Here is a 20,944-nt window from a genome sequence, read left to right on the forward strand (position 1 = left end):
TTCGCACGTGGCAGTGGGCCGGCCGCTACCGTACAAAACAATTCGGGGCGATCGGAGCCCCCATTAACCGCTGCCGCTGCTGGCGAGCCAGCACGCGCGCATCGAGGGCTCGTACTCTTCCGCCACCTCGCGCCGCCAGTTCCGCGAATGCGCTCGATCGTTCCGCCGCGAATCAGATGCGCAGTTGCGACGGCTCGCCGTTCCGGCGCAAAGGAGCTCCAAATGTCCAGCAGGCGTTCAAAGGACTTGGCGATATAGGTGTTGATGGTGTCCGTCACTGTCAGCGAGGCCAGGGTAAAGCTGCAGTACGAGCACCGAGTTGATAGGCACCACGCCGATGAAGCGCCACGAAAAAATGAGGCCTGGACAGGGCCTCGCCTGTTCGTGCTTTCCAGCCATGCCTCACTTGTTAGCAACATATGCACATCCCAATAGCAACAAGCGACCCCGCGGCGCCTTGACTCCTCCCGCGCAACGCGGGGCAGCGCCCCGCCATCACTTGCAAGCAGAGCCTTCAGCATGGGAAGTCTAATGGCGAAAATAGGAGATGTAAACTATGTAGAGTTACAATATGTAGATATAGTAGCTGTAGATTCATTATGTTCGGTAGGTGATGCTCACGCTCCATATGGATGAGACCATCACCTCCGCCCAGCAGGCGGCGCGGCGAAATTTGTCCGCGAATCTGAAAGTCTTCCGCGGCAAGCGCGGGTTATCCCAGGAGGCCCTGGCGGATCAGGCCGGCCTGCACCGTACGTACATCAGTCAGGTGGAGCGACAACTCGTCAATGTGTCGCTGGACAACCTGGTGTTGTTTGCGAAGGCCCTTGAGGTGTCCGTTCCGGAACTCTTGCAGGAGCCCCACGAAGCCGCCACGCCGGTGAAGGCGGGTCGCAAACGCGCGCCAGGCAAGTCAGAGCGCTGAGCGTGCGCCATGCCCGGCTGAGACAAACGCGTTGCCCGACCACATATCGTAGGCTGCTGCCGCGCCCGCACACCTCGGTTGCTCGCAGGAGATTCCCCGCCCGCCGCGGCGGCACCCACGCAGCCAACCGGCGGCAGGCTGATGCCGAATATTGAGCCAAGGATCGCCCCGGGAGCGCTGCGGGCAATGACGGCGGCTCAAGTATCGACGGCTTCAAGATCACTGTGTTCGGTGACCAGGCATCGCATGAGGTAGGTGGCGCGCTCCCGTACTTCGCAGCGACTACCAGAGTGTCAGGAGTCTCTGGCGTGAGTTGTACAAGAAGGTACAAGTGCCGGCCGGACGAGGCGTGGAGCCGTTCGTGGCATTAAAGCGCAAGGATGGTACCGAAGACTACGGGTACCAGCTTTCCATCCGCAGTGAACCCGGTGCCGAAAACCGGCCGGACCTGATGATGTATGTCATCCGGGACGCCGTTAAATGCGCGAGCTAGACGTTTTGTGCCCGGGTGCCGGGAGGCTGTACTGGAGATGGGGCAGTCTGTTGCGGCGAGTATCCGGTACGCCCAATGCCAGCTCGAATTGATGCGCTAACGTTGGCCTCGGCGCTGCCCAATAGGCGATCTCTGTACCGAACGGGGAGTTACACCGTGCCGACCCGGCAAGGCCAGATAGCTGGGCAAGACTCTTCCGCCGGCATGCCCGTTTCCCTCCGACCGACTATTTCAACGTCTTGCGTTTTGTATCAGTCGATCTATAATTCTGTTCTGTACAGATCGATACAAAACTCCGAATCATGGCTCGTCCCCGCAAATTCAACGAACAGGCCGCCTTGACCGCCGCCCTGGACGCCTTCTGGGCCCGTGGCTACGAAGCCACTTCGACCCGCGACCTGACCAGCGCAATGGGCATGACGCAGCCCAGCCTGTACAACGCCTTCGGCGACAAGCGCTCGCTGTTCCTGCTGGCACTGGATGGCTATCTCGACGGCACCGTGCGGGAGCGCATCGCACGGCTGCAAGCCTCGCTGCCACCCGCCGCTGCGATCACTGCCTACTTTGCCGAGAGCATCGAACGTTCATTGGCCGACCCGCTGCACCGCGGCTGCCTGCTGGTGAACACGGCGCTCGAAGTCACGCAGGACGACCCTGACCTGCAGCAGAAGGTAGCGGATGCCTTCATGGAGATCCGTGGTTTCTTCCGTCGCCAGTTCACCGCCGCGCAAGACGCTGGCGAGGTCGATTCCCGCCTGTCGGCGGAGGACGTTTGCGCGCAATTGCTGGCCGTACTGCTCGGTATGCGCGTGCTGGCACGTGCTGCCCCACAGCGCGAACTACTCGAGGGTGCGGTGCGACCGACGCTGGCCTTGCTCGGGTTGCCGCCGCTGAGCGCTGGCACCGGCTGATCCCCTGAGCCTTTCCTGAGTTTCCCGATCCGTAGCAGCCATGCGCGCGGCCCGTGCCGCGTGCGGGAGAGCTGCATCCCTTTTTCGGCGCTATGCCCTGGCGCTGAGGCCCCCGTTTTGCCTGTCGCAAGGCAACGGGTCACCGGAGAGCACTATGTCCAGCAACCTCATCGTGAGCCAGCCGGCCGCCGACCCACCGGCGCCACTCGAATTGCGCGACATCTATGCCGCCCTGTCCGGCCTGTGCGCCAGCCTGGTGGCAATCGGCCTCGCACGTTTTGCCTACACCGCGCTGATCCCGCCGTTGATCCAGGCGCACTGGTTCCCGGCCTCGCTGACGGTGGCGCTGGGCGCGGCCAATTTTGCCGGCTACCTGGCTGGTGCCTTGCTGGGGCGGCCACTGGTGTCGGTCTGGTCGAACCGGACGGTGTTGCGCATGCTGATGCTGGCGGCCACGGTGGCATTCTTTGCCTGCGCCTGGCCGCTGTCCGTCGCGTGGTTCTTCGCCTGGCGCTTTGTCTCGGGCCTTGCCGGCGGGGCGATCATGGTGCTAGTGGCGACCTCGATCCTGCCGCATATCCCCGCGCCGCGCCGCGGCTTCGTGATGGGGACGATCTTCCTGGGGCTTGGGCTGGGCATCGCGGTGTCTGGCACGCTGGTGCCGCGCCTGCTGCAGTCCGGCCTGCGCGAGACATGGCTGGGGCTGGGCGCGTTGTCGCTGGCGCTGACGGCATTCAGCTGGTTCGGATGGCCGGGCCAGTTGCCGCAGGCATCGACAAGCGCGGGCGCGGCTGCAACAACTTCTGCCACGATGGCACCGGAAGCCCGCCGCAAGCTGCACCTGCTATACGCGCAGTACGCGATCAACGCCTTCGGGCTGGTGCCGGCCATGATGCTGCTGGTGGATCTTGTCGCGCGCGGGCTGGGGCGCGGCAGCAATGTTGGCGCGTCGTACTGGGTGCTGTATGGCATCGGTGCAATTGCGGGGCCATTGGTGTGCGGCTTTGCCGGTGACCGGCTCGGGTTTGGTACTGCGTATCGGGTCGCGCTACTGCTGCAGGGATTGGCGACTGCGTTGCTGGCGCTGTGCGGCCAACCTTTGGCCGTAGGTGTGGCTGCGGTGGTGCTCGGTGCCTTCACGCCCGGCATTGCGCCGCTGGGCCTGGGCGCGATCCAGGAGACGCTGCCGGACGATCCGGTCGCGCAGCGTGCGGCGTGGAGCCATGCGACCAGTGCCTTTGCGCTGTTCCAGGCGCTCGCGGGCTATGGCTATGCGTGGATGTTTGCGCATTCGCATGAGAACTACGCGCTGATTTTCGGCTGCGGCGCAGTGGCGCTGGCGCTTGCACTGGCCGTGAGCCTGGCCGGCGCGCGCCCTGCGGCACGCTGAGCGCCGCCGGCAGCAAAACCGGCATCGGCCTAGAATCTTGTTTTCCGGCCCCTGAAAGGGGCCAGCCCGACCCTGCAAGGAGCACCACCGCATGAGCCAATTGTTCGAACCGCTCGCTATCGGCAACCTCACGCTGGCCAACCGCATCACCATTGCGCCGATGTGCCAGTACTCCGCTGAAGACGGCAACGCCGGCGACTGGCACATGATCCATCTCGGTTCGCTGGCGCTGTCCGGCGCGGGCATGCTGATCGTGGAAGCCACCGCGGTGTCGCCGGAAGGGCGCATCACGCCGCAGGACCTGGGGCTGTACTCGGACGACAACGAAGCGGCGCTGGCGCGCGTGCTGAAGGCGATCCGCGCGCATTCGCCAATCGCCGTGGCGATCCAGCTGGCGCATGCCGGCCGCAAGGCGTCGAGCCATGCGCCGTGGGATGGCGGCCAGCAGATCGCGCCCGATGCACCCCGTGGCTGGCATGCCGTGGCGCCGTCGGCGGTGCCGCATGGTCAGGAGGAGGTGCCTCCCGTTGCCCTGGACCGCGCCGGCATGGACAAGGTGCGCGATGACTTTGTCGCGGCGGCCCGGCGTGCGGCGCGGCTGGGGTTGGATGGCATCGAGATCCATGCCGCGCACGGCTACCTGCTGCACCAGTTCCTGTCGCCGCTGGCCAATCATCGCGATGACGAGTACGGCGGCAGCCTGGAGAACCGCATGCGCTTCCCGATCGAAGTGTTCGATGCGGTGCGTGAAGCCTTCCCGTCCGATCGCCCGGTATGGATGCGCATCTCGGCGACCGACTGGGTGCCGGGCGGATGGGATATCGAAGGCACGGTGGCGTTGTCGAAGGCGCTGAAGGCGCGCGGCTGCGCGGCGATCCACGTGACCACCGGAGGCGTGTCGCCGCAGCAGGCGATCAAGCTCGGACCGGGGTACCAGGTCCCATATGCACAGCGCGTGAAGGCCGAGGTCGGCCTGCCGACCATCGCGGTGGGCCTGATCACCGAGCCGGAGCAGGCCGAGGCGATCATCGCCAACCACGAGGCCGATGCCGTGTCGCTGGCGCGTGCGATGCTGTACGACCCGCGCTGGCCCTGGCATGCCGCGGCGCGGCTGGGCGCCAGCGTGCAGGCCCCGAAGCAATACTGGCGGTCGCAGCCGCGCGAGCTTAAGGACTTGTTCGCGGGCGCGGCCTTCGGGCAGCGCTAGCTGCCGGTCACCACAGGAGACAAGCACCATGAAACCGCGCATCACGCTGATCACGCTGGGCGTCGACGACCTGGAGCGCGCCGTGCGCTTCTATCGCGACGGCATGGGGCTGCCCACGGCGGGCATTGTGGGCGAGCAATACGAACATGGGGCGGTCGCGTTCTTCGACCTGCAGGCCGGGCTGAAGCTTGCGGTGTGGCCGCGTGCGAGCCTCGCGCATGACACGGGGCTGGCGGTGTCGCCGCGCGCGACTACGGATTTCTCGCTGGCGCACAACGTTGCGGGCAAGGCGGAAGTGGATGCGGTGATGGCCCAGGCGCTGGCCGCGGGTGCCAGCGTGGTCAAGCCGGCGCAGGCTACGTTCTGGGGCGGGTATGCCGGTTATTTCCAGGATCCCGACGGGCACCTGTGGGAGATCGCCTGGAATCCGCAGATGTTGCCTGAGGACTGACGCGTCGCCACCGCATTACGCCTGGCCCCAACGGGTCGGGCACAAGCAGCATCACGTCACGCCGCCGTCAGCAGGGGGGTGTGTACCATCGCGCGCAGATCCTTCCCTCAAGCGCTTTCGTTTGCGGCAATGCACCATGGTGTGGTGCGCTGCCGCAAAGGGATTTCCATGATTGCCACGCCACCTGCAAGTGTTGACTATGCTTTCAACAGACAGCCATAGCAGCGCCGCCGGGCGGCCCCCCACGCATTTCCCACGCTTTTCCCGCCCGGTCGGCAGACCACCGAAGTAAAGCAATAACAACAAAATGGCAAGGGAGACATCCATGCAAGTCTATGACAGCCTGCTGTATGTGACTGCGATGGTGCTGGTGTGCTTGTATGTGTACCTGGGCGTGCTGTCCCGCAGCACGGCGATCAAGCTGGGTTCCCCGGCGATCGTCGCGGGCCTGGTGCTCGCCTATTCGCTGTCCCCGCTACATTCGGGCGGCTGACGCCGCCGGCCCCCGCCTGAACGGCGGCGCCGCTCATTCTGCCTCGGCCGGCGCCTGACGGCCGAGGCTGTCTTCGCCCTGTGCAGACGTTTGGCGCAGCAGCGCGTCGATGGCTTGCAGCAGTTCCTGTGGTTCCACGGGCTTGTGCAGCAGTGCCGTCCCGGCCGCGTGCGCGGTGCGCAACCGGTCTGCCGCAGTATCCCCCGTGATCAGGATCGCCGGCACGTGCCAGCCTAGCCGCTGGCGGATCGCGTCCAGCGCTTCCTGGCCCGTGCGGTGGCCGCGCAGGCGGTAATCCGCCAGGATCAGTCCCGGTGTGAAAGTCACCAGTGCCCGCAGCGCATCCTCCTCGGATTCGGCCGTGCGGCATTCGCATTGCCATATGGCGAGGAGCTCTGACATCGCCGTGCAGATCGCCACATCGTCGTCGATGACCAGCACGCGCAGCCCGTCCAGCCCGCGCGATGCCAGCGGGCGCGGGGCATCTTCCGGCGTGCTCCATGCCTGCGGCATGTTGAAGCGGAACACCGAGCCGTGTCCCGGCCGCGAGCCGAGCGTCACTCGCGTGTGCATGGTGCGCACCAGACCGTCGACGATCGCAAGGCCCAGTCCCAACCCTTTGCGCTGGTCGCGCTCGGGATTGCCGAGCTGGTGGAATTCCCGAAAGATGTCGCGGTGCTGGGCCACGGGAATGCCGATGCCCGTGTCCCACACTTCGATCACGGCATGCAGCCGGCGCTTGCGACAGGCGACCAGCACGCCGCCTTGCTGCGTATAGCGGATGGCATTGGCGATCAGGTTGCGCAGCACCAGCTCGACCAGCGTTGGGTCGCCGTACAGCGTGGCGGTGGTATCGCGCGTGCGGTAGACCAGCCCGCGCGCATCGGCCTGCGGGGCGAACTCGTTCTCGAGCTTGTGCAGCAGCGGCTGCAGGCGAAACGAGCGCGGCCGGGGCGTGATCACGCCGGCTTCCAGCTTGGAGAAGTCCAGCAGCGAGTTCAGCATCTCGCGCGCGGCGCCGGATGAGGCTTCGATATGCGCCACCAGCTGGCGCTGGCGCTCGTCCAGCCCGGTGCGCCCGAGCGACACCAGGAACAGCCCCATCGCGTGCAGCGGCTGGCGCAGGTCGTGGCTGGCGGATGCCAGGAACACCGACTTGGCCCGGCTGGCTTCCTCGGCCGCGTGCTGCGCCGCCTCGGCGCGAGCGGTCTGATCGCGCAGCTGCGAGATCAGCTCTACGTTCTCGAAACGTAGCGCGATCGAATGCCGCGCCACGTGCGAGTAGTTGCGCGCGAACACCATCAGCACGAACAGGTACAGGGGCGTGCCCAGGAACATCGGCAGGTACTCGATGTCACCGGTGGCCAGAAACACCATCCACACCGGCACGATCGACGGGATAAAGAAGCCGATCGCCACTGGCAGGCACGCCGAGAACACCGCCAGCGCGGCGGCACTCATGCCGGCGATCAGTGACAGCACGCAGATCACCACGGCGGGCAGGCGCACGTCCAGGTACAGCCACGCCACCAGCCCCCACAGTGCGCCGATCAGCGCCAGCATCGCCGTCATGCCGCGCGCATAGCGCGCCGCGCCGGCTTCGGTCAAACGCCCGGGCAACCTCAGCCGTCCGAAGTATGCCACCGCGCAGGCCAGGCCCATCGCACAGGCCCAGGGCAGGGCGCCCGGGCGCTCGCCGCTCAGCGTCAGGCCCGCCGCCAAGATAAAGGCGGCCAGCGAGCAACCCAGCATGGCGATGCCAAAGCTCTGGTCGATCAGCGCCATCTGCGCGGCCAGCAGGCGCGGCTCATCGAAGCGGGGCAGCAGGCGCAGCCGGCCCGGTTGCGTCGCGCCCTTGTCTGCGCCGGTGTGCGCGATCATCGCGCCGCCTGCACCAGCCCGCGGCGCTGGGCCTCGAGGATGGCTTCCACTCGGCTGACTACGCCAAGGTGGCCCAGGATTGCGGCGACGTGGACGCGCACGGTGTTTTCGGACAGGCCCATGTGGTAGGCGATGACCTTGTTCGAGCGGCCAAGCGTGAGCTGGTGCAGCACTTCGAGCTGGCGCGGCGTCAGCGTGCTGGTGGCGTAGGGAGCGGGCGCGGGATTGATACCGGCATCGGCATCGCCGGAGAAATGGGTGCCGCCCGACAGGCAACAGGCAATCGCTTCCTCGATTTCGCGCGCATCGGCCGACTTGGGCAGGAAGCCTGCAATCTCGCGCCGCACCTCGGCCGGAATCGTCTCCAGGCCCGACGTGCCCGACACAATCAGGATGCGCGCCGTGGCGAAATGCCGGCGCAGCACCTTGACGCCCTCGATGCCGTTCAGGCCAGGCATCTGGATATCCAGCAGCACGATGTCGACCGCGGCGCCGCCATGGTCCTGCACGGCTTGCATCACGGAGCCGGCCTCGATGATGTGTTCGACGCTGGGGCTGTCGGCCAGCACCAGGCGCAGTCCGGTACGGAACAGGGTGTGGTCGTCGATCAGCAGCAGTCGGGCTCGGGGCATGGCTTGGGGACGGGTCACCGGGGGAGGCGGTGCTGGGAGGCTCCCGGTCCCGGCAGGAGTGCAGGGAAAGACATTGGACAAGAATCTGGCGCCCTTGTCCATGCACCAGGTGCGTCAGCGCGACTAGTCCGGAAAGATTATTTGCCGCGCGGCGATGCGATGCGAAGATTCGTGTCGTGGACAGTTCCGCGACGTGTCCGCACCACTTTTCGTTACCCACTACCACCCGGCTGTGGGTATTTTTTTGTCTGTGGCTTGGCGACGGGGCGAGAAAAAGCCCGCGCAGCAGGCTATGGGCGATTGACCGGCATGTCGTGGAGCGATCCCTGACGTGTTGGCGCGCTAAGCGGCAGCCCGCAACAGCCGCGGCCAAGGACCGGCAGGCGGTGGCGTCCGGCTGCCCGTGCTGCAGTCCTCCACCAGCCGCGCCGCATCGATGCCGAACCAGTTTTGCCACGCGCGCGCCAGCGCCGCGCGGGAGCGCAGGCCGGCATGCCCGGCCAGCAGGTCGAGCGATGGCACCGGGCCGGCAGCGGTGGCGAGCGCGTGCAGCGCATGCGCGGCGCGTTGCTCGCGCACCAGCGGGTGTAGCGCCTCGCCCTCGGCAAACAGCCGTGCGCGCACCAGGCGCGCCGGTACCTGCCAGTGCGTGGCCAGGCGTTCGGCGTTCCAGTCGGTATCGGGGCGGGCGAAGACCAGCTCGGCCAGAGCGCGTGACCATGGCTTGTCGCCGGGCTTGCCAATCAGGCGTGGACAGTCGCTGTCGGGCACGGCAGTCAGCACGATGGCGCAGGGCTGCTGCCAGGTGCCGGGCAGGTCGCAGTCGAAGTGGGCGAAGGCGTGGACCACGAACGGGTCGCCGGGCCGCACCTCGCGCCGCGCGTTGGCGTCGCGCAGGCTGGCCGTGCCGTGCAGCGCCTGGACGTGCACGGCGAACGGAAAGCGCAGGCGGGCAAAACGGACGTGGTGACGGCTGACAAGCGGCATGCAGAACACAACCCGGAAGCTTGGCGGACGCGCCCGGGGGGCGCGGCCGGTAACTGTCGCAGGATTCTACGGGTCGCGCAAGGCCGTCAATGTCGTCCGGTTGACAGTTGCGCGTGGTGGCGGTGACGCTGGCACTACAGCGAGCGACAGATCGCTTAGGTCGCTATAGGTCGGACAAGCCGAAGTGACGCAGCCGCGGCAGGTCGGTCACGCGGATACTCTGGTAGGACAGGTGGACCATGCCCGCATCGGCCAGCCGCCGCAGCGCCTGGTTGACCCGTTGCCGCGACAGGCCGGTGAGCAGGCCGATCTCTTCCTGAGACAACTCCAGCACGGGGCTGGTGCGCGGATACAGGTCCGGGTGGAACAGCTGCGCGATGGCCTGCGCCACGCGCGCATCGGCGCCCAGCAGCCGGTCGTTCTGCACGGTGGCGATGAACTGGCCCATGCGCTCGTTGAGCTGGCGCACGACAAAGCTCGCGAACGGGAGGCTCTGCGCCAGCAGTGTATTGAACACCGGCTCCGGCACCAGCAGCACTTGCGAATCGCGGATCGCGATCACGTCGTAGCGACGGTGCTCACGCTTGATCACGCTGCCTTCGCCGCACCACCCGCCGGCCGGCACGCCGGAGAAGGTGCAGCCGCGCCCGTCGGGCGTATAGACCGCCAGCTTGATCAGGCCGCTGTCCACGCCGATCCAGTGGCGCGAGGGCTCGCCGCGCCGCGCGATGAAGGCGCCGGCCGCAAAGGACTGCAGCACGGTTTCGCGCGCGGCCAGCGCCTGGTGTGCCGGCGACAGGGCGCCGAACCACGCGTGGCCGGCCAGGATCGATGTCGGCGCGAGGGGCGGGTCTGCGGGTGCGCTCATGGCAGGGAAGACTTTAGCGGCATGGACGCGAGCGGTACGGGCAGCATCCTTGTAAGAATCGTGTAAGCCTTGACTGGCGCGGGTTTGCGGGCGGTTTGTCGTCTGGGCGACAGTGCGCCGGCGTGTGCGATGATAGCCTTGTGCCAGAAAAAGTGACAGCGCCGCAAGACGCCCACATCACAGCCGCCCCGGCCAGCGCTGCAGTACCGCAGCGCAATGACACCCTGAGCGACGACTGGCACGGCACGCCGCCGCCAGCGCCGCCAGACCAACGGAGACACCCGTCATGCCCACCGATTTCGACAGCGGCCTGGCCCGCAATGCGGCCAACTTCGTGCCGCTCACGCCCATCGACTTTCTGGTCCGCGCCGCCGAGGTATATGGCGAGCGCTTGGCCATCGTGCACGGACCGCTGCGCCAGAACTGGCGCGACACGTATGCGCGCGCACGCCGACTGGCCAGCGCGCTGGCGGGTGCCGGCGTCGGCAAGGGCGATACCGTGGCCGCGCTGCTGCCCAACACACCGGCGATGGTGGAGGCGCACTTCGGCGTGCCGATGGCGGGCGCGGTGCTCAACGCGCTCAATATCCGGCTCGATGCCGCCAACCTGGTGTTCATGCTGCGCCATGGCGAGGCGCGCGTGCTGCTGGCCGATACCGAGTTCGCCGACCTGGCGCGGCAGATGGCGCTGGAGATCCCGGGCCTCAAGGTGATTGCCGTGCATGACACGCTGGGCCCGCAGGCAGAGCCGTTCGGCACCACCGACTACGAGTCTTTCCTTGCCTCCGGCGATCCCGGGTACACGTGGCAAATGCCGGCCGACGAGTGGGACGCTATCGCGCTGAACTACACCTCCGGCACCACCGGCGACCCCAAGGGCGTGGTCTACCATCACCGCGGCGCGGCCATCAACGCCGTGTCCAATATCCTTGAATGGGACCTGCCCAAGCACCCGGTCTACCTGTGGACGCTGCCGATGTTCCACTGCAACGGCTGGTGCTTCCCATGGACCATCGCGGCGCGCGCGGGCATCAACGTGTGCCTGCGCAAGTTCGAACCAAAGCTGGTGTTCGACCTGATGCGCGATGAAGGCGTGACGCACTATTGCGCCGCGCCGATCGTGCATACCGCGCTGGTCAACGCGCCTGCCGCGTGGCGCGAAGGCGTGCGCGGCCCGGTCCGCGGCATGGTTGCCGGCGCGCCGCCGCCGGCCGCGGTGCTCGCGCAGATGGAAGCGATGGGGTTCGAACTGACCCACGTCTACGGCCTGACTGAAGTCTATGGCCCGGCCGCGGTCTGCGCCGAGCAGGATGACTGGAGCACGCTGTCCGAGCAGGACCGCGCGGTCAAGAAGGCGCGCCAGGGCGTGCGCTACCACCTGCAGTCGCAGGTGGCAGTGCTCGATCCCGATTCGATGCAGCCCGTGCCCGCCGATGGCGAAACCATCGGCGAGATCATGTTCCGCGGCAACATCTGCATGAAGGGCTACCTGAAGAACGAAAAGGCCACGCGTGAAGCTTTTGCCGGCGGCTGGTTCCATACCGGCGACCTGGGCGTGCGCATGCCCGACGGCTATATCAAGATCAAGGACCGCAGCAAGGACATCATCATCTCCGGCGGCGAGAACATCTCCAGCGTGGAGGTGGAAGACGCGCTCTACCGGCACCCCGCGGTGCTCGCGGCAGCGGTGGTGGCGCAACCCGATGCGAAGTGGGGCGAGACGCCGTGCGCGTTTGTCGAGCTGAAGGAAGGCGCCAGCGTCAGCGCGGAAGAATTGATCGCGCATTGCCGCACGCTGCTGGCGGGCTTCAAGGTGCCCAAGGCGGTGTATTTCGGGCCCTTGCCCAAGACCTCGACGGGCAAGATCCAGAAGTTCGAGCTGCGCCGCAAGGTGAAGTCAGGGTCGGCGATCGACGTCTGAACGGACTGGAGCGATGCCGCCGCTAGTGCTGCATCGCTTCTTCGGCATCGTGCTGTCCCGCGATGCGCGCATCAATGGCCTCGCGTCCCCACGCGATGCCGGCGCGCGACGCGTCAGCGGCGCAGCCAAAGCGGGTCTGCGCCGCCGGGCACGGCAGCGTCAGCTTGTTGCCGTGGTGCCAGATCTCGGCGCGCAGCGTCCACCAGCCGTCGCTTTGCCCGCCATAGCGCAGCGCCACGACATGGATCCGGTGGCCGCGGTACGTCACGTTCTGGTCATGCCATCCGCTGGGCATTGGCAGCACTTGGCAACAGGCCGCAGCCAAAATAGCTCAGCGCGCCCGGAACTCGCCCGGACTGCGCTCGCTGGGGCTGCGGTGGCGGTGCCACTCCTGGCTGATATCCGGGAATACGTCACACTCGCCCCGGACGATGTTTTCAATGGTGGCGCATACGCATTCCGTGCCGCGCGGCCCCACGCAGACCAGGCTGCGCGGATGGTCGGTATGCTGCGGGATGGCATAGACGCGCATGCCCTCCTGGAAGAGGGGATGCTTGCTCAGGCGCTCGTTCATCAACTCGACGAAGCGCTGCGGAGTCACGACCGGCTTATCCATTGCATGCTCCTGCGGCCTCGCCCGCCGCGCCTTTGTCGAGAGCGCGTTGAGGGCGACCAGGTCAGTTAAGGCCAGGAATATGACAGGCAGGTGGCAGGGATGCCCCCGGCAATGCGCCGGAGTGGCCGGAAGGAGAATCGCGGGCAATGCTCAGCCCGCGTTGCCACTGCCGCGATTTCAGACTAGAACATGTGCCGCGCCGCGCAAAGTGCGGCGCAGCATCAAGCCGGGTATGCGACGCCTAGGCGGCAGTTCAGGTGGTGCGCGCTTCGCCCGCGGCGCGCGGGCCGTCCAGCATCTGGTTGCCGGCAGCCCAGCAGGCGGCTTCGGCCTCGGCCTGTGAGGCGTAGCTGGAAGTGGCCTCGACGGTGCAATCGGCGTCGGCGGCGCCGCAGCGCTCTTCCATGATGATGCGCCAGGTGTACTGGCCGGGCGGGTCTTCCAGGACATGGAGCACCAGCGTGCGGTGCTCATCGGTGAGCGTCAGGGGCAGGTTCGACATGGGTGCCTCCCATTGGCAGGGTGGGACGCATTGATGCTAGCAATTGCGCGGCGCCAATGCCATGACAGTTTTGCCGCCGTAGCATGGCAAGATACGGCGCAGGCCGCAGCGGCGGCTTTCCCCGCCGCGCTAATTCCAGTATCTTCTGCGCCGTGGCGCCACGCGGCGCCGCTTTTCGTGACCGACCATGCTCCGAACATGCCCATTTCGCCTCAGCTGAAAGAACGGGTCGCCGCCCTGACGGCACACTACGACGCCACGGTCCTGCCGCTCTGGACTGCCAGCGGCTGGAACGCCGACCTGTTGCTGCCCTATGAGGCGCTCGACGGCGCCACCGCCGCGCCGCTGCCGGCGGCGCGCTACCGCGCCATGGCCTGCGCCCGCCAGCTCTATGTGTTTTCGCTGGCGGGGCAGCATGCGCATGCCGATACGCTGTTCGGCTCGCTGCAGGCGTACTTCGGCAATGGGGAAGGGAGTTGGAGCTATAGCGTCGATGCGGGCGGCGCGCCGCTCGATGTCACGCGCGACCTCTATACCCATGCCTTCGTGATCTTTGCCTGCGCGAACTATCATGCGCGGCGCGGCAATCCCGATGCGCTCGAGGTGCTCGATGAAACCGTCGACATCGTCGAGGACCGCTTTGCCGATGGCCAGGGCCTCTACCATGCCGCGCTGACCGAGCACTTCCGCCCGAAGGGCGCCGGGGTGCTGCAGAACCCGGTGATGCACCTGACCGAGGCCTACCTGGCGGCGCTGGATGCGACCGGCGACGAATGGTATGCCGAACGCCTGCGCGAGATCGCGATGGCCGTGCATGAACGCTTTGTCGATCCGGCCAGCGGCTGCATCGCGGAATTGCCGCAGGGCAGCGCCGACAACCGCATCGAGCCGGGACATCAGTTCGAGTGGTTTTCGCTGGTGGCGGCGCGGCAGGACCTGTTCGATGACCTGCCGCTGGACGGTGCGCTGCGCCAGGCCTTTGCATTCGCGCAGCAGCACGGCGTGGCGGCGGATACGCTGGGCGTCAGCGCCGCGCTGGACGCGGGCGGCGCACTGCTCGACGGCACGCAGCGCATCTGGGCGCAAACCGAATACGCGCGCGCGCTGGCGCTGCATGGCGAACCGCAGTCACTGGCCACGCTGGAGACCTGGGCGCAGCAGTTTCGCGGCCGCTTCCTGCATGCGCAGGGCTGGCACGAATGCCTGGCGCCCTCGGGCGACGTGGTGCGCGCGGAAATGCCGTCGACCTCGCCTTACCACCTGGCCACGTCCTACTGCGCACTGGCAGCGCTGGCAGGCGTGAATTGGCCAGGGCAGGGCGGCTGACAGAGGGCCATGTGCCACGGCATGGGGGCCGTAACCCTTATCAATTCATTGCAATCGCCGCCGGGGGCAGCGACTAAACTCAAGCCCGCGCTCCGACCCGTAGCGTTTTTCTTCTTAACTACCTGGTCGTCGTTTTGAAGTTCGGGCCCGGGGCGCATCCCGGCCGGTGCCGTGTCAGCGCGGCGCGGTGCTGACCGCTTGCGGCAAGCGCTGAGGTGGATGCGCCGGCTGCGAGACCGTATTCGCATTCACGCGGCCGGCCATTTGCCGGACCTTTCTCTCGGCCTGCGTTTCAGTGTGGTCATTCAGGATCAGGCACAGCAGCGTCAGCAAGGCCGCTGCAATCATGCTCAGCGCAATCCAGGCCAGACAGTGCTTGCGTTCCATGGTGCAGAAAAAGGGGGCGTCATCAGTGCGCGCAGTGTAAGCGCCAGTGTGCAAAGCGATTGTCAATCTTTGCAAACGCCATGGCCTGCCGGCCGGTTCCCGCTATTCCAGCGATTTTCGCGATTCTGGCTATTCCCGCGATCCCCGCGATCACCGCGATCCCCGCGATCCCCGCGATTTCCGCGATTTCCGCTATTCCGCCACACCGTGCTCGCGCAGCAGCCGCTCGCATTCGTCGAGCATGTCATGCGCAAAGGCGGACTGGTAGTTGGGATCGAGCGCTTCCATCATTTCGTGCGCGGCGTATAGGCCGGCTTCGCGCGACAGCGTGTCGGCCAGTTGCCGCGCAAACTGGTCGCTCAGCTCGGACAGCAGGCGCCGCTCCGACAGCGGCAACTGCAGCTTCGAGCGCGACAGCCATTCGCCGGCCAGCGTCGCGCCCTGGGCATCGGTCATCCATTGCCGGTGTTCGTAGAAGGCCGACAGCCGTTCGGCGGCCAGCGCAAACAGTAGTGCCTTGCGGGTATTGAAATCGATCCTGGGCAGCGGGGCGAGAGTCATGCGTACGGCGTGGTGCGGTGCGCGGCGCGCTGGCCGGCGACCATCTTGTCAGGGTGTGGGTTGGGGTTCAGACCTGGCTAGCCTCGGCTTGCGCGAAGCGCTCGGCCAGCCATGCGCCGATGGCCATGATTTCTTCCAGGCAGACTGCATGCCCCATCGGGTAGGTCTGCCACGTGACGGGATGCTGCCGCGCCTGTACGAAATCCCGTGCGGCGGTGCCCAGCCGCAGCGGCACCACATCGTCCTGCGTGCCATGGGCGGCAAAGACAGGTGTAGCGGCATTGGCCTCCGTGGCCTCGGCCGCGAGCGCATCGGGCGCAGGGATGTAGGTCGACAGCGCAACGATACCGGCCAGGCGCTCGGGATGCGTCAGCCCGGCCGTGTACGCAATCGCGCCGCCTTGCGAAAAACCGGCCAGCACGATGCGGCTGCACGGAATGCCACGCGCATTCTCGCGCGCGATCAGCGCGCGGACGGCCTCGCACGAGGCGCGGATGCCGGCTTCATCAGCGCGGCGGCCGGATTCATCCAGGGAATAAATGTCATACCAGGCCGGCATGACGTAGCCGCCGTTGCAGGTCACGGGCATGGCCGGCGCGTGCGGGAAGATAAAGCGCACGCCGGGCGATGCAGGCAGGCGCAGCTCGGGCACGACCGGCGCGAAATCGCTGCCGTCGGCGCCCAGTCCGTGCATCCAGATCACGGCGCAGCCGGGATTGGGCGCGGTTTCGGTTTCGATTGCGGGCAGCAGTTCGCTCATATGGCCGGATCCTGTGTGACAGTTGTGCGTGCACGCCGCCGGGGCGGCAGGCAGCGCGAGTATCGCACAGGTCGGGGCCCGCTTCGCTTTATGCCCGCCCATGCCCCGGCGTTAGCCCGGGGCCATGGGCGTTGCCGTCCGAAGGCAGGACCAGCGTCAGGCCGCGGATGGAACGATAGGGACGGTGGTGAGGCCCGGTGCGCGCGCAGGCTGCGCGGCAGCCGGCAACTCCAGCGTGGTGGACAGGGCGGCGCGGCGCTTGTCGACGACGTCTTCGACGCCCTTGGCGGAGACGTCCTCCAGGAACGCCACCATGTCACGGTAGTAGGCGACTTGCATCTGTGCTTCGAGCAAGCGCCGTTCGGCCTGGAACAGCGTCAGCCTCATGTCCTGCAGTTCCCTTTCGGCGATTTTTTCCGGGGTCGGCGGACTGAACAAGTTTGCAAGCCAACGCATGGCAGTACCTCCAGTGCTGTCAATGGCGAAATTGCGATGCTTGTGCCACGAGGTCCAATATAGACAAGAAATTGGAAAAAGACCCTTGAGTCGCATGGCCGTGGCGCCTCGCCCACAAGGATGATTGATGCAGGCGGAAGTCTGCGGTAGATTGTCCGCCGAGGGTCGGACCCTGCCCCGGGTCTGCCGGCTGCATCGGCAGCCGGCCGGGGTCAAAGCGTTTTCGCGGTTGCCTTCGCGCTTATCTTTCCTGTTCCGATCGTCTCGCCTGCGTCGACTTCCACATCCACGTCTTCCGCTTGTTTTTCGTCGCGCTCTTGCGCATGCACGAAGCGCAGGATCGGCGCCCAGAATGCCCCGATATGGTCCGGCAGGATCGCTGCGTCATGTGGCATCGCGTCCAGCATCACCAAGGCATGCAACTGCCTGGCTGCGCTGGCGAGGCGCTCCGCATGGCGCGGGGCAATGACCGCATCGTCACGGCTGTGCACCACCAGCAGCGGACGCGCCAGCCGGCTCGCGCGCGCGGCGTTGTTCCACGGATCGGGCAATAGCCATGAGGCCCATCCCGGCACGCGCCCGGTCTGCACCGCGGCCAGTCGCGCCGAACTGAAGCCGGCGGCAATCACATAGCCATCGGGCTGCGGATCGAAGCGCCACGCCACGTCGAGCAGGATGCCGGAGCCCAATGAATGGCCCAGCACGACGCGCCGCTTCGCAGCGGGCGTAGCCGCAACAAAATGCTGGTAAGCGGTGAGCGCATCCTCGCGCAGATGGCGCACGCTCGGCCGGCCGCTGCTGCGTCCGTAGCCGCTGTAGTCGAACACATAAGAGGCGATGCCCGCTGCGGCCAGCATGGTTTGCACCGGCAGCCAGTCAGCCAGGCATTCGTTGTCGCCGTGGCACACCATCAGTGCGGGCGCCGCGGGATCGGCGGCGGGCATGAACGAGGCGTGCAACACGCGCTTGCCGCTGGCGAACGTGGTATGCCGCGCGATTGCCTTCGGCGCGGCCGGCGCGATAGCAGGCAATGTCTCATCCGTCGGTGTGACAAATGCTTTGCGTTCCAGCGCACGAAACAGTAGATGCCGCGCAACGCCGGTCGCGAGTGCGACCCCCGCGGCGGCGGCAAGCCAGCGGTGCGCGGAGGAGCCGGGCGGGGGCGATTCTGGTCGCTGGCCTGCGGACATGAGCGGTTGGGCGAGAACGGCTTCTCTTCAGGCTAGCAGGCCGCGGGCGCGCGGGTGAAGGAAAGTTCATCCCGAGCATCTGTAGCCGGTTTATGCGGAGTGACGCCGTACATTTAGTCGGCCGCTATCACACCGATAGAAAACTTTTTCCTTGACTCTCTACCTAGTAGTAGATAGCATTCAGTCCATGGAACCGCTGCACCGCCAGCAGCAAGCAAGAACGGGCGGATAAGTGGCGATCCCATTGCATTACCGCAAGGTGGTCTTTTTTTAGCCCCGAACGTCTATCTACTAGTAGATGCGAGCCTGAAAAGCGACCTGCTGGAAGCCACTGATACCGAATTGACGCGATCCCGAAACATCGTCATCCAGGAGCCCACCATGAATGCCAAGTTCGCCAAGACCCTGATCACCGCCGCCACCCTTGCCGTCGCGTTTGCCGGCGGTGTCGCGCAAGCCTCGGGTGTGCAGGACAGCACCTTCGCCGGTGACAAGTACGGTTACCAGTTCCGCGTCGGCAAGACCGATGCATTTACCGAAGGTGCCCGTACCGGCCAGTTCGACCCGTTCACGGAAGGCGCCCGCGCCGGCAAGTTCGATCCGTTCACGGAAGGCGCGCGCGTTGGCAAGTTCGATCCGTACACCGACGGCGCCCGCACCGTTGCAGGCCTGGACCGCAGCAGCGTGTCGTCGCAACCGGGCCGCAGCATTGACCCGTACACCGATGGCGCACGCGTGAGCAAGACCGATCCCTACACCGACGGCTTCCGCGCCGTGGCTGGATTGGACCGCAGCGGCGTGTCGTCGCAGCCGAGCCGCAGCTTCGACCCGTACACCGACGGTGCGCGTGTTGGCAAGGGTGACCCGTACACCGACGGCGCCCGCACCGTGGCTGGCCTGGACCGCAGCGGCGTGTCGTCGCAACCGGCCCGCAGCTTCGACCCGTACACCGACGGTGCACGCGTAGGCAAGGCTGACCCGTACACCGACGGTGCCCTGGCCTGATCGCTTCCGGCCCTGAGGCCGGCGGCCCAACCCTTTACGGTGGCGCTCCCAGTGAGCGCTGCCCGATGGAGTCCATCATGAGTTTGCGTGACAGCATCCTGCTCCTTGGCGGATGGCTTGTGCTTTGCGTGACGAGTGGCTCGATGATCACCTTCGCCGCGCAGGTCCTGCCTGGCTAAAGCACATGCCCCGATTGCTAGGGAATTACCCGAGCCTCGGGGCATTTCGACTTGAGCGTCTATCTTCGCGTAGATAAACTGTTTTCATGAAAACGCAATCCGTACGCGAGCAACTGCTCGAGCACACGCTGGTCCTGATCCGACGCCGTGGCTTCAACGGCTTCAGCTACCGCGACCTGGCGGAACTGGTCGGGGTCAAGACGTCCAGCATCCACTATTACTTCCCCAGCAAGGACGACCTGGTCCTGGAGGCGGTGAAGGAGTACAGCGCGCGCATGTCCGAGCGCATGCGCTCCATCGACACCACCTTGCCAGTTACCGAACAGGCGGCGATCTACCTGGCGCCGTTCCGCGCCAGCTGCGGTTCGGACCAGATCTGCCTGTGCGGCATGCTGTCCACCGAGACGCTGTGCCTGCCTGAATCCGTGCACAAGCTGCTGCAGGGTTTCTACCTGCTCAACGAGCAGTGGCTGGCCGGCTTGCTGGAACGCGCGCAACCGCAGCGCAGCGCGCCTTTCCCGGTGCCGCCGCCGCGCCTGGCGCAAGTGGTGTTCGGCTCGCTGCAGAGCGGGCTGATCGCGGCGCGGCTGTTCGGGACTTCCGATCGGGTCGAGGCCGCGGCCGATACTTTGATGGCGGCCGTGTCCGGCTGAGTTTTTTCGCGCATATCAGTGGCGCGCTCAAAGCCGCCATGTGGCTTACGCTGCATGGCGGCTTTTTTATCAGGCGCGATCCCGGCTCGCGGCCGCAGCTTCTCGTTCCTCAACTAATGCAATAAAAACAAAGACATGGCAGGGAGACTGCGTTCCCTATCAGGTCGATAGAAAACTTTTTCCTTGACTATCTACCTAGTAGTAGATAGTATTCAGGGCATGGAAGCGCCGCAGCGCCACCAAGCAGCAACAAAGCGCGGCTTAGCGACGATCCCATTGCATGACCGAAGGAGGTCATTTTTTCAGGACCGGTTATCTATCTACTAGTAGATGCGGAATGAAGAAAGCGACTGCCACAGCCACTGATACCGATTGACGCGATTCACAACATCGCCCCCAGGAGCCCATCATGAATGCCAAGTTCGCCAAGACCCTGATCACCGCCGCCACCCTTGCTGGCGCCTTTGCTGGTGGCGTGGCCAACGCCGCCGGCGTGAAGGACAGCACCTTCACCGGCGACAAGTACGGCTATGAATTCCGCGTCGGCAAGGCCGATGCCTTCACCGACGGTGCCCGCACCGGCAATTTCGACCCCTTCACCGAAGGCGCCCGTACCGGCAACTTCGACCCGTTCACCGAAGGCGCACGCGTCGGCAAGCCCGATCCGTACACGGACGGCGCGCGCACGGTTGCAGGCCTGGATCGCAGCGGCGTGTCCTCGCAACCGGCCCGCAGCTTCGACCCGTACACCGATGGCGCACGTGTCGGCAAGGCTGACCCGTACACCGACGGCGCGCGCACGGTGGCAGGCCTGGACCGCAGCGGCGTGTCCTCCCAACCGGCCCGCAGCTTCGACCCGTACACCGATGGCGCACGTGTCGGCAAGGCTGACCCGTACACCGACGGTGCCCGCACGGTTGCAGGCCTGGACCGCAGCGGCGTGTCGTCGGAACCGGGCCGCAGCATTGACCCGTACACCGACGGCGCCATCGCGTGAGAGCCGGCCGGCCTGGTGCCGGCCATCTGAATCTGCCAGGCCGCCAGCATGCGGCCCGACTCAAGGAGTTGATCGTGCGTTGGCTTGACACTGCGCTGATCTTGGGCGGATGGGTAGGGCTTTGCCTTGTAAGCGGGTCCCTCATTACGCTGA

General features: G+C 66.1%; 23 protein-coding genes. 11 read left to right on the top strand and 12 right to left on the bottom strand.

The window, feature by feature from the left end; all coding sequences use genetic code 11:
* The first annotated feature begins 628 nt into the window (after nucleotides 1–628).
* The 6 genes from K307_RS11050 to K307_RS48505 all read left to right on the top strand — a co-directional run bounded on the left by K307_RS11050 (nucleotide 629) and on the right by K307_RS48505 (nucleotide 5,870).
* Entirely contained in the window at nucleotides 629–925 is a 297-nt protein-coding gene (locus tag K307_RS11050) for a helix-turn-helix domain-containing protein (RefSeq protein WP_042881820.1), read from the top strand.
* A 795-nt stretch (nucleotides 926–1,720) separates the two neighbouring features.
* A complete protein-coding gene (locus K307_RS11060) occupies nucleotides 1,721–2,329 on the top strand; it encodes a TetR/AcrR family transcriptional regulator (RefSeq protein WP_042878202.1) in 609 nt (202 codons plus the stop codon).
* A gap of 154 nt (nucleotides 2,330–2,483) precedes the next feature.
* Complete coding sequence (locus tag K307_RS11065) at nucleotides 2,484–3,719, top strand: YbfB/YjiJ family MFS transporter (protein WP_042878203.1); 1,236 nt, start codon at nucleotides 2,484–2,486, stop codon at nucleotides 3,717–3,719.
* A 91-nt stretch (nucleotides 3,720–3,810) separates the two neighbouring features.
* Nucleotides 3,811–4,926, top strand: coding sequence for an NADH:flavin oxidoreductase/NADH oxidase (locus tag K307_RS11070; protein ID WP_042878205.1), 1,116 nt, complete (start codon nucleotides 3,811–3,813; stop codon nucleotides 4,924–4,926).
* 28 nt (nucleotides 4,927–4,954) lie between these two features.
* On the top strand, nucleotides 4,955–5,377 hold the full coding sequence (locus K307_RS11075; RefSeq protein ID WP_042878207.1) for a VOC family protein: 423 nt from the start codon (nucleotides 4,955–4,957) through the stop codon (nucleotides 5,375–5,377).
* Nucleotides 5,378–5,702: 325 nt separating this feature from the next.
* On the top strand, nucleotides 5,703–5,870 hold the full coding sequence (locus K307_RS48505) for a hypothetical protein (RefSeq protein WP_022538372.1): 168 nt from the start codon (nucleotides 5,703–5,705) through the stop codon (nucleotides 5,868–5,870).
* Between the two features lie 33 nt (nucleotides 5,871–5,903).
* Here K307_RS48505 and K307_RS11080 read toward each other — a convergent pair whose 3' ends face one another.
* The 4 genes from K307_RS11080 to K307_RS11095 form a co-directional block, all read right to left on the bottom strand.
* Nucleotides 5,904–7,751 carry a hybrid sensor histidine kinase/response regulator gene (locus K307_RS11080; protein ID WP_051974814.1) on the bottom strand — a complete coding sequence of 616 codons (1,848 nt, stop codon included), beginning with the start codon at nucleotides 7,749–7,751 and terminating at the stop codon, nucleotides 5,904–5,906.
* Complete coding sequence (locus tag K307_RS11085) at nucleotides 7,748–8,383, bottom strand: response regulator transcription factor (protein WP_042878208.1); 636 nt, start codon at nucleotides 8,381–8,383, stop codon at nucleotides 7,748–7,750. Before K307_RS11085 ends, K307_RS11080 begins: the two co-directional genes overlap by 4 nt.
* Nucleotides 8,384–8,725: 342 nt before the next feature.
* Nucleotides 8,726–9,370 carry a hypothetical protein gene (locus K307_RS11090; protein WP_042878209.1) on the bottom strand — a complete coding sequence of 215 codons (645 nt, stop codon included), beginning with the start codon at nucleotides 9,368–9,370 and terminating at the stop codon, nucleotides 8,726–8,728.
* 163 nt (nucleotides 9,371–9,533) lie between these two features.
* On the bottom strand, nucleotides 9,534–10,238 hold the full coding sequence (locus K307_RS11095) for a Crp/Fnr family transcriptional regulator (protein ID WP_042878210.1): 705 nt from the start codon (nucleotides 10,236–10,238) through the stop codon (nucleotides 9,534–9,536).
* A 286-nt stretch (nucleotides 10,239–10,524) separates the two neighbouring features.
* Between K307_RS11095 and K307_RS11100 the strand changes: the two genes are divergently transcribed.
* Nucleotides 10,525–12,159, top strand: coding sequence for an acyl-CoA synthetase (locus K307_RS11100; RefSeq protein WP_042878211.1), 1,635 nt, complete (start codon nucleotides 10,525–10,527; stop codon nucleotides 12,157–12,159).
* A gap of 22 nt (nucleotides 12,160–12,181) precedes the next feature.
* Here the strand turns inward: K307_RS11100 and K307_RS11105 are convergent, their stop codons facing one another.
* The 3 genes from K307_RS11105 to K307_RS11115 all read right to left on the bottom strand — a co-directional run bounded on the left by K307_RS11105 (nucleotide 12,182) and on the right by K307_RS11115 (nucleotide 13,277).
* Nucleotides 12,182–12,454 (bottom strand): hypothetical protein, encoded by a 273-nt coding sequence (locus K307_RS11105; RefSeq protein WP_042878212.1) that lies wholly within the window; start codon nucleotides 12,452–12,454, stop codon nucleotides 12,182–12,184.
* 36 nt (nucleotides 12,455–12,490) lie between these two features.
* Nucleotides 12,491–12,775, bottom strand: coding sequence for a hypothetical protein (locus tag K307_RS11110; protein ID WP_042878213.1), 285 nt, complete (start codon nucleotides 12,773–12,775; stop codon nucleotides 12,491–12,493).
* 253 nt (nucleotides 12,776–13,028) lie between these two features.
* Nucleotides 13,029–13,277 carry a hypothetical protein gene (locus K307_RS11115; protein ID WP_042878214.1) on the bottom strand — a complete coding sequence of 83 codons (249 nt, stop codon included), beginning with the start codon at nucleotides 13,275–13,277 and terminating at the stop codon, nucleotides 13,029–13,031.
* A 198-nt stretch (nucleotides 13,278–13,475) separates the two neighbouring features.
* Here K307_RS11115 and K307_RS11120 point away from each other — a divergent pair, with 198 nt between their 5' ends.
* A complete protein-coding gene (locus K307_RS11120; RefSeq protein ID WP_042878215.1) occupies nucleotides 13,476–14,603 on the top strand; it encodes an AGE family epimerase/isomerase in 1,128 nt (375 codons plus the stop codon).
* 174 nt (nucleotides 14,604–14,777) lie between these two features.
* On the opposite strand, the gene K307_RS11125 is transcribed toward K307_RS11120, so the two are convergent.
* The 5 genes from K307_RS11125 to K307_RS11145 all read right to left on the bottom strand — a co-directional run bounded on the left by K307_RS11125 (nucleotide 14,778) and on the right by K307_RS11145 (nucleotide 17,957).
* A complete protein-coding gene (locus tag K307_RS11125; RefSeq protein ID WP_196251598.1) occupies nucleotides 14,778–14,936 on the bottom strand; it encodes a hypothetical protein in 159 nt (52 codons plus the stop codon).
* Nucleotides 14,937–15,182: 246 nt separating this feature from the next.
* Nucleotides 15,183–15,551 carry a hypothetical protein gene (locus K307_RS11130; protein WP_042878217.1) on the bottom strand — a complete coding sequence of 123 codons (369 nt, stop codon included), beginning with the start codon at nucleotides 15,549–15,551 and terminating at the stop codon, nucleotides 15,183–15,185.
* Nucleotides 15,552–15,618: 67 nt separating this feature from the next.
* Entirely contained in the window at nucleotides 15,619–16,311 is a 693-nt protein-coding gene (locus K307_RS11135) for an alpha/beta hydrolase (protein WP_042878218.1), read from the bottom strand.
* 156 nt (nucleotides 16,312–16,467) lie between these two features.
* On the bottom strand, nucleotides 16,468–16,767 hold the full coding sequence (locus tag K307_RS11140; protein WP_042878220.1) for a hypothetical protein: 300 nt from the start codon (nucleotides 16,765–16,767) through the stop codon (nucleotides 16,468–16,470).
* Nucleotides 16,768–16,979: 212 nt separating this feature from the next.
* Nucleotides 16,980–17,957, bottom strand: a complete 978-nt coding sequence (locus K307_RS11145; protein ID WP_080744987.1) for an alpha/beta hydrolase — start codon at nucleotides 17,955–17,957, stop codon at nucleotides 16,980–16,982.
* A 381-nt stretch (nucleotides 17,958–18,338) separates the two neighbouring features.
* Here K307_RS11145 and K307_RS11150 point away from each other — a divergent pair, with 381 nt between their 5' ends.
* From K307_RS11150 to K307_RS11160, 3 genes are all read left to right on the top strand, one after another.
* Nucleotides 18,339–18,962: a hypothetical protein gene (locus K307_RS11150; RefSeq protein WP_042878222.1), complete on the top strand. Its 624-nt coding sequence runs from the start codon at nucleotides 18,339–18,341 to the stop codon at nucleotides 18,960–18,962.
* A 265-nt stretch (nucleotides 18,963–19,227) separates the two neighbouring features.
* On the top strand, nucleotides 19,228–19,794 hold the full coding sequence (locus K307_RS11155; protein WP_042878224.1) for a TetR/AcrR family transcriptional regulator: 567 nt from the start codon (nucleotides 19,228–19,230) through the stop codon (nucleotides 19,792–19,794).
* 409 nt (nucleotides 19,795–20,203) lie between these two features.
* Nucleotides 20,204–20,791 (top strand): hypothetical protein, encoded by a 588-nt coding sequence (locus K307_RS11160; RefSeq protein ID WP_042878227.1) that lies wholly within the window; start codon nucleotides 20,204–20,206, stop codon nucleotides 20,789–20,791.
* Nucleotides 20,792–20,944: the final 153 nt, after the last annotated feature.

The sequence above is a fragment of the Cupriavidus necator A5-1 genome, assembly GCF_000744095.1.
Classification (GTDB): Bacteria; Pseudomonadota; Gammaproteobacteria; order Burkholderiales; family Burkholderiaceae; genus Cupriavidus; species Cupriavidus necator_A.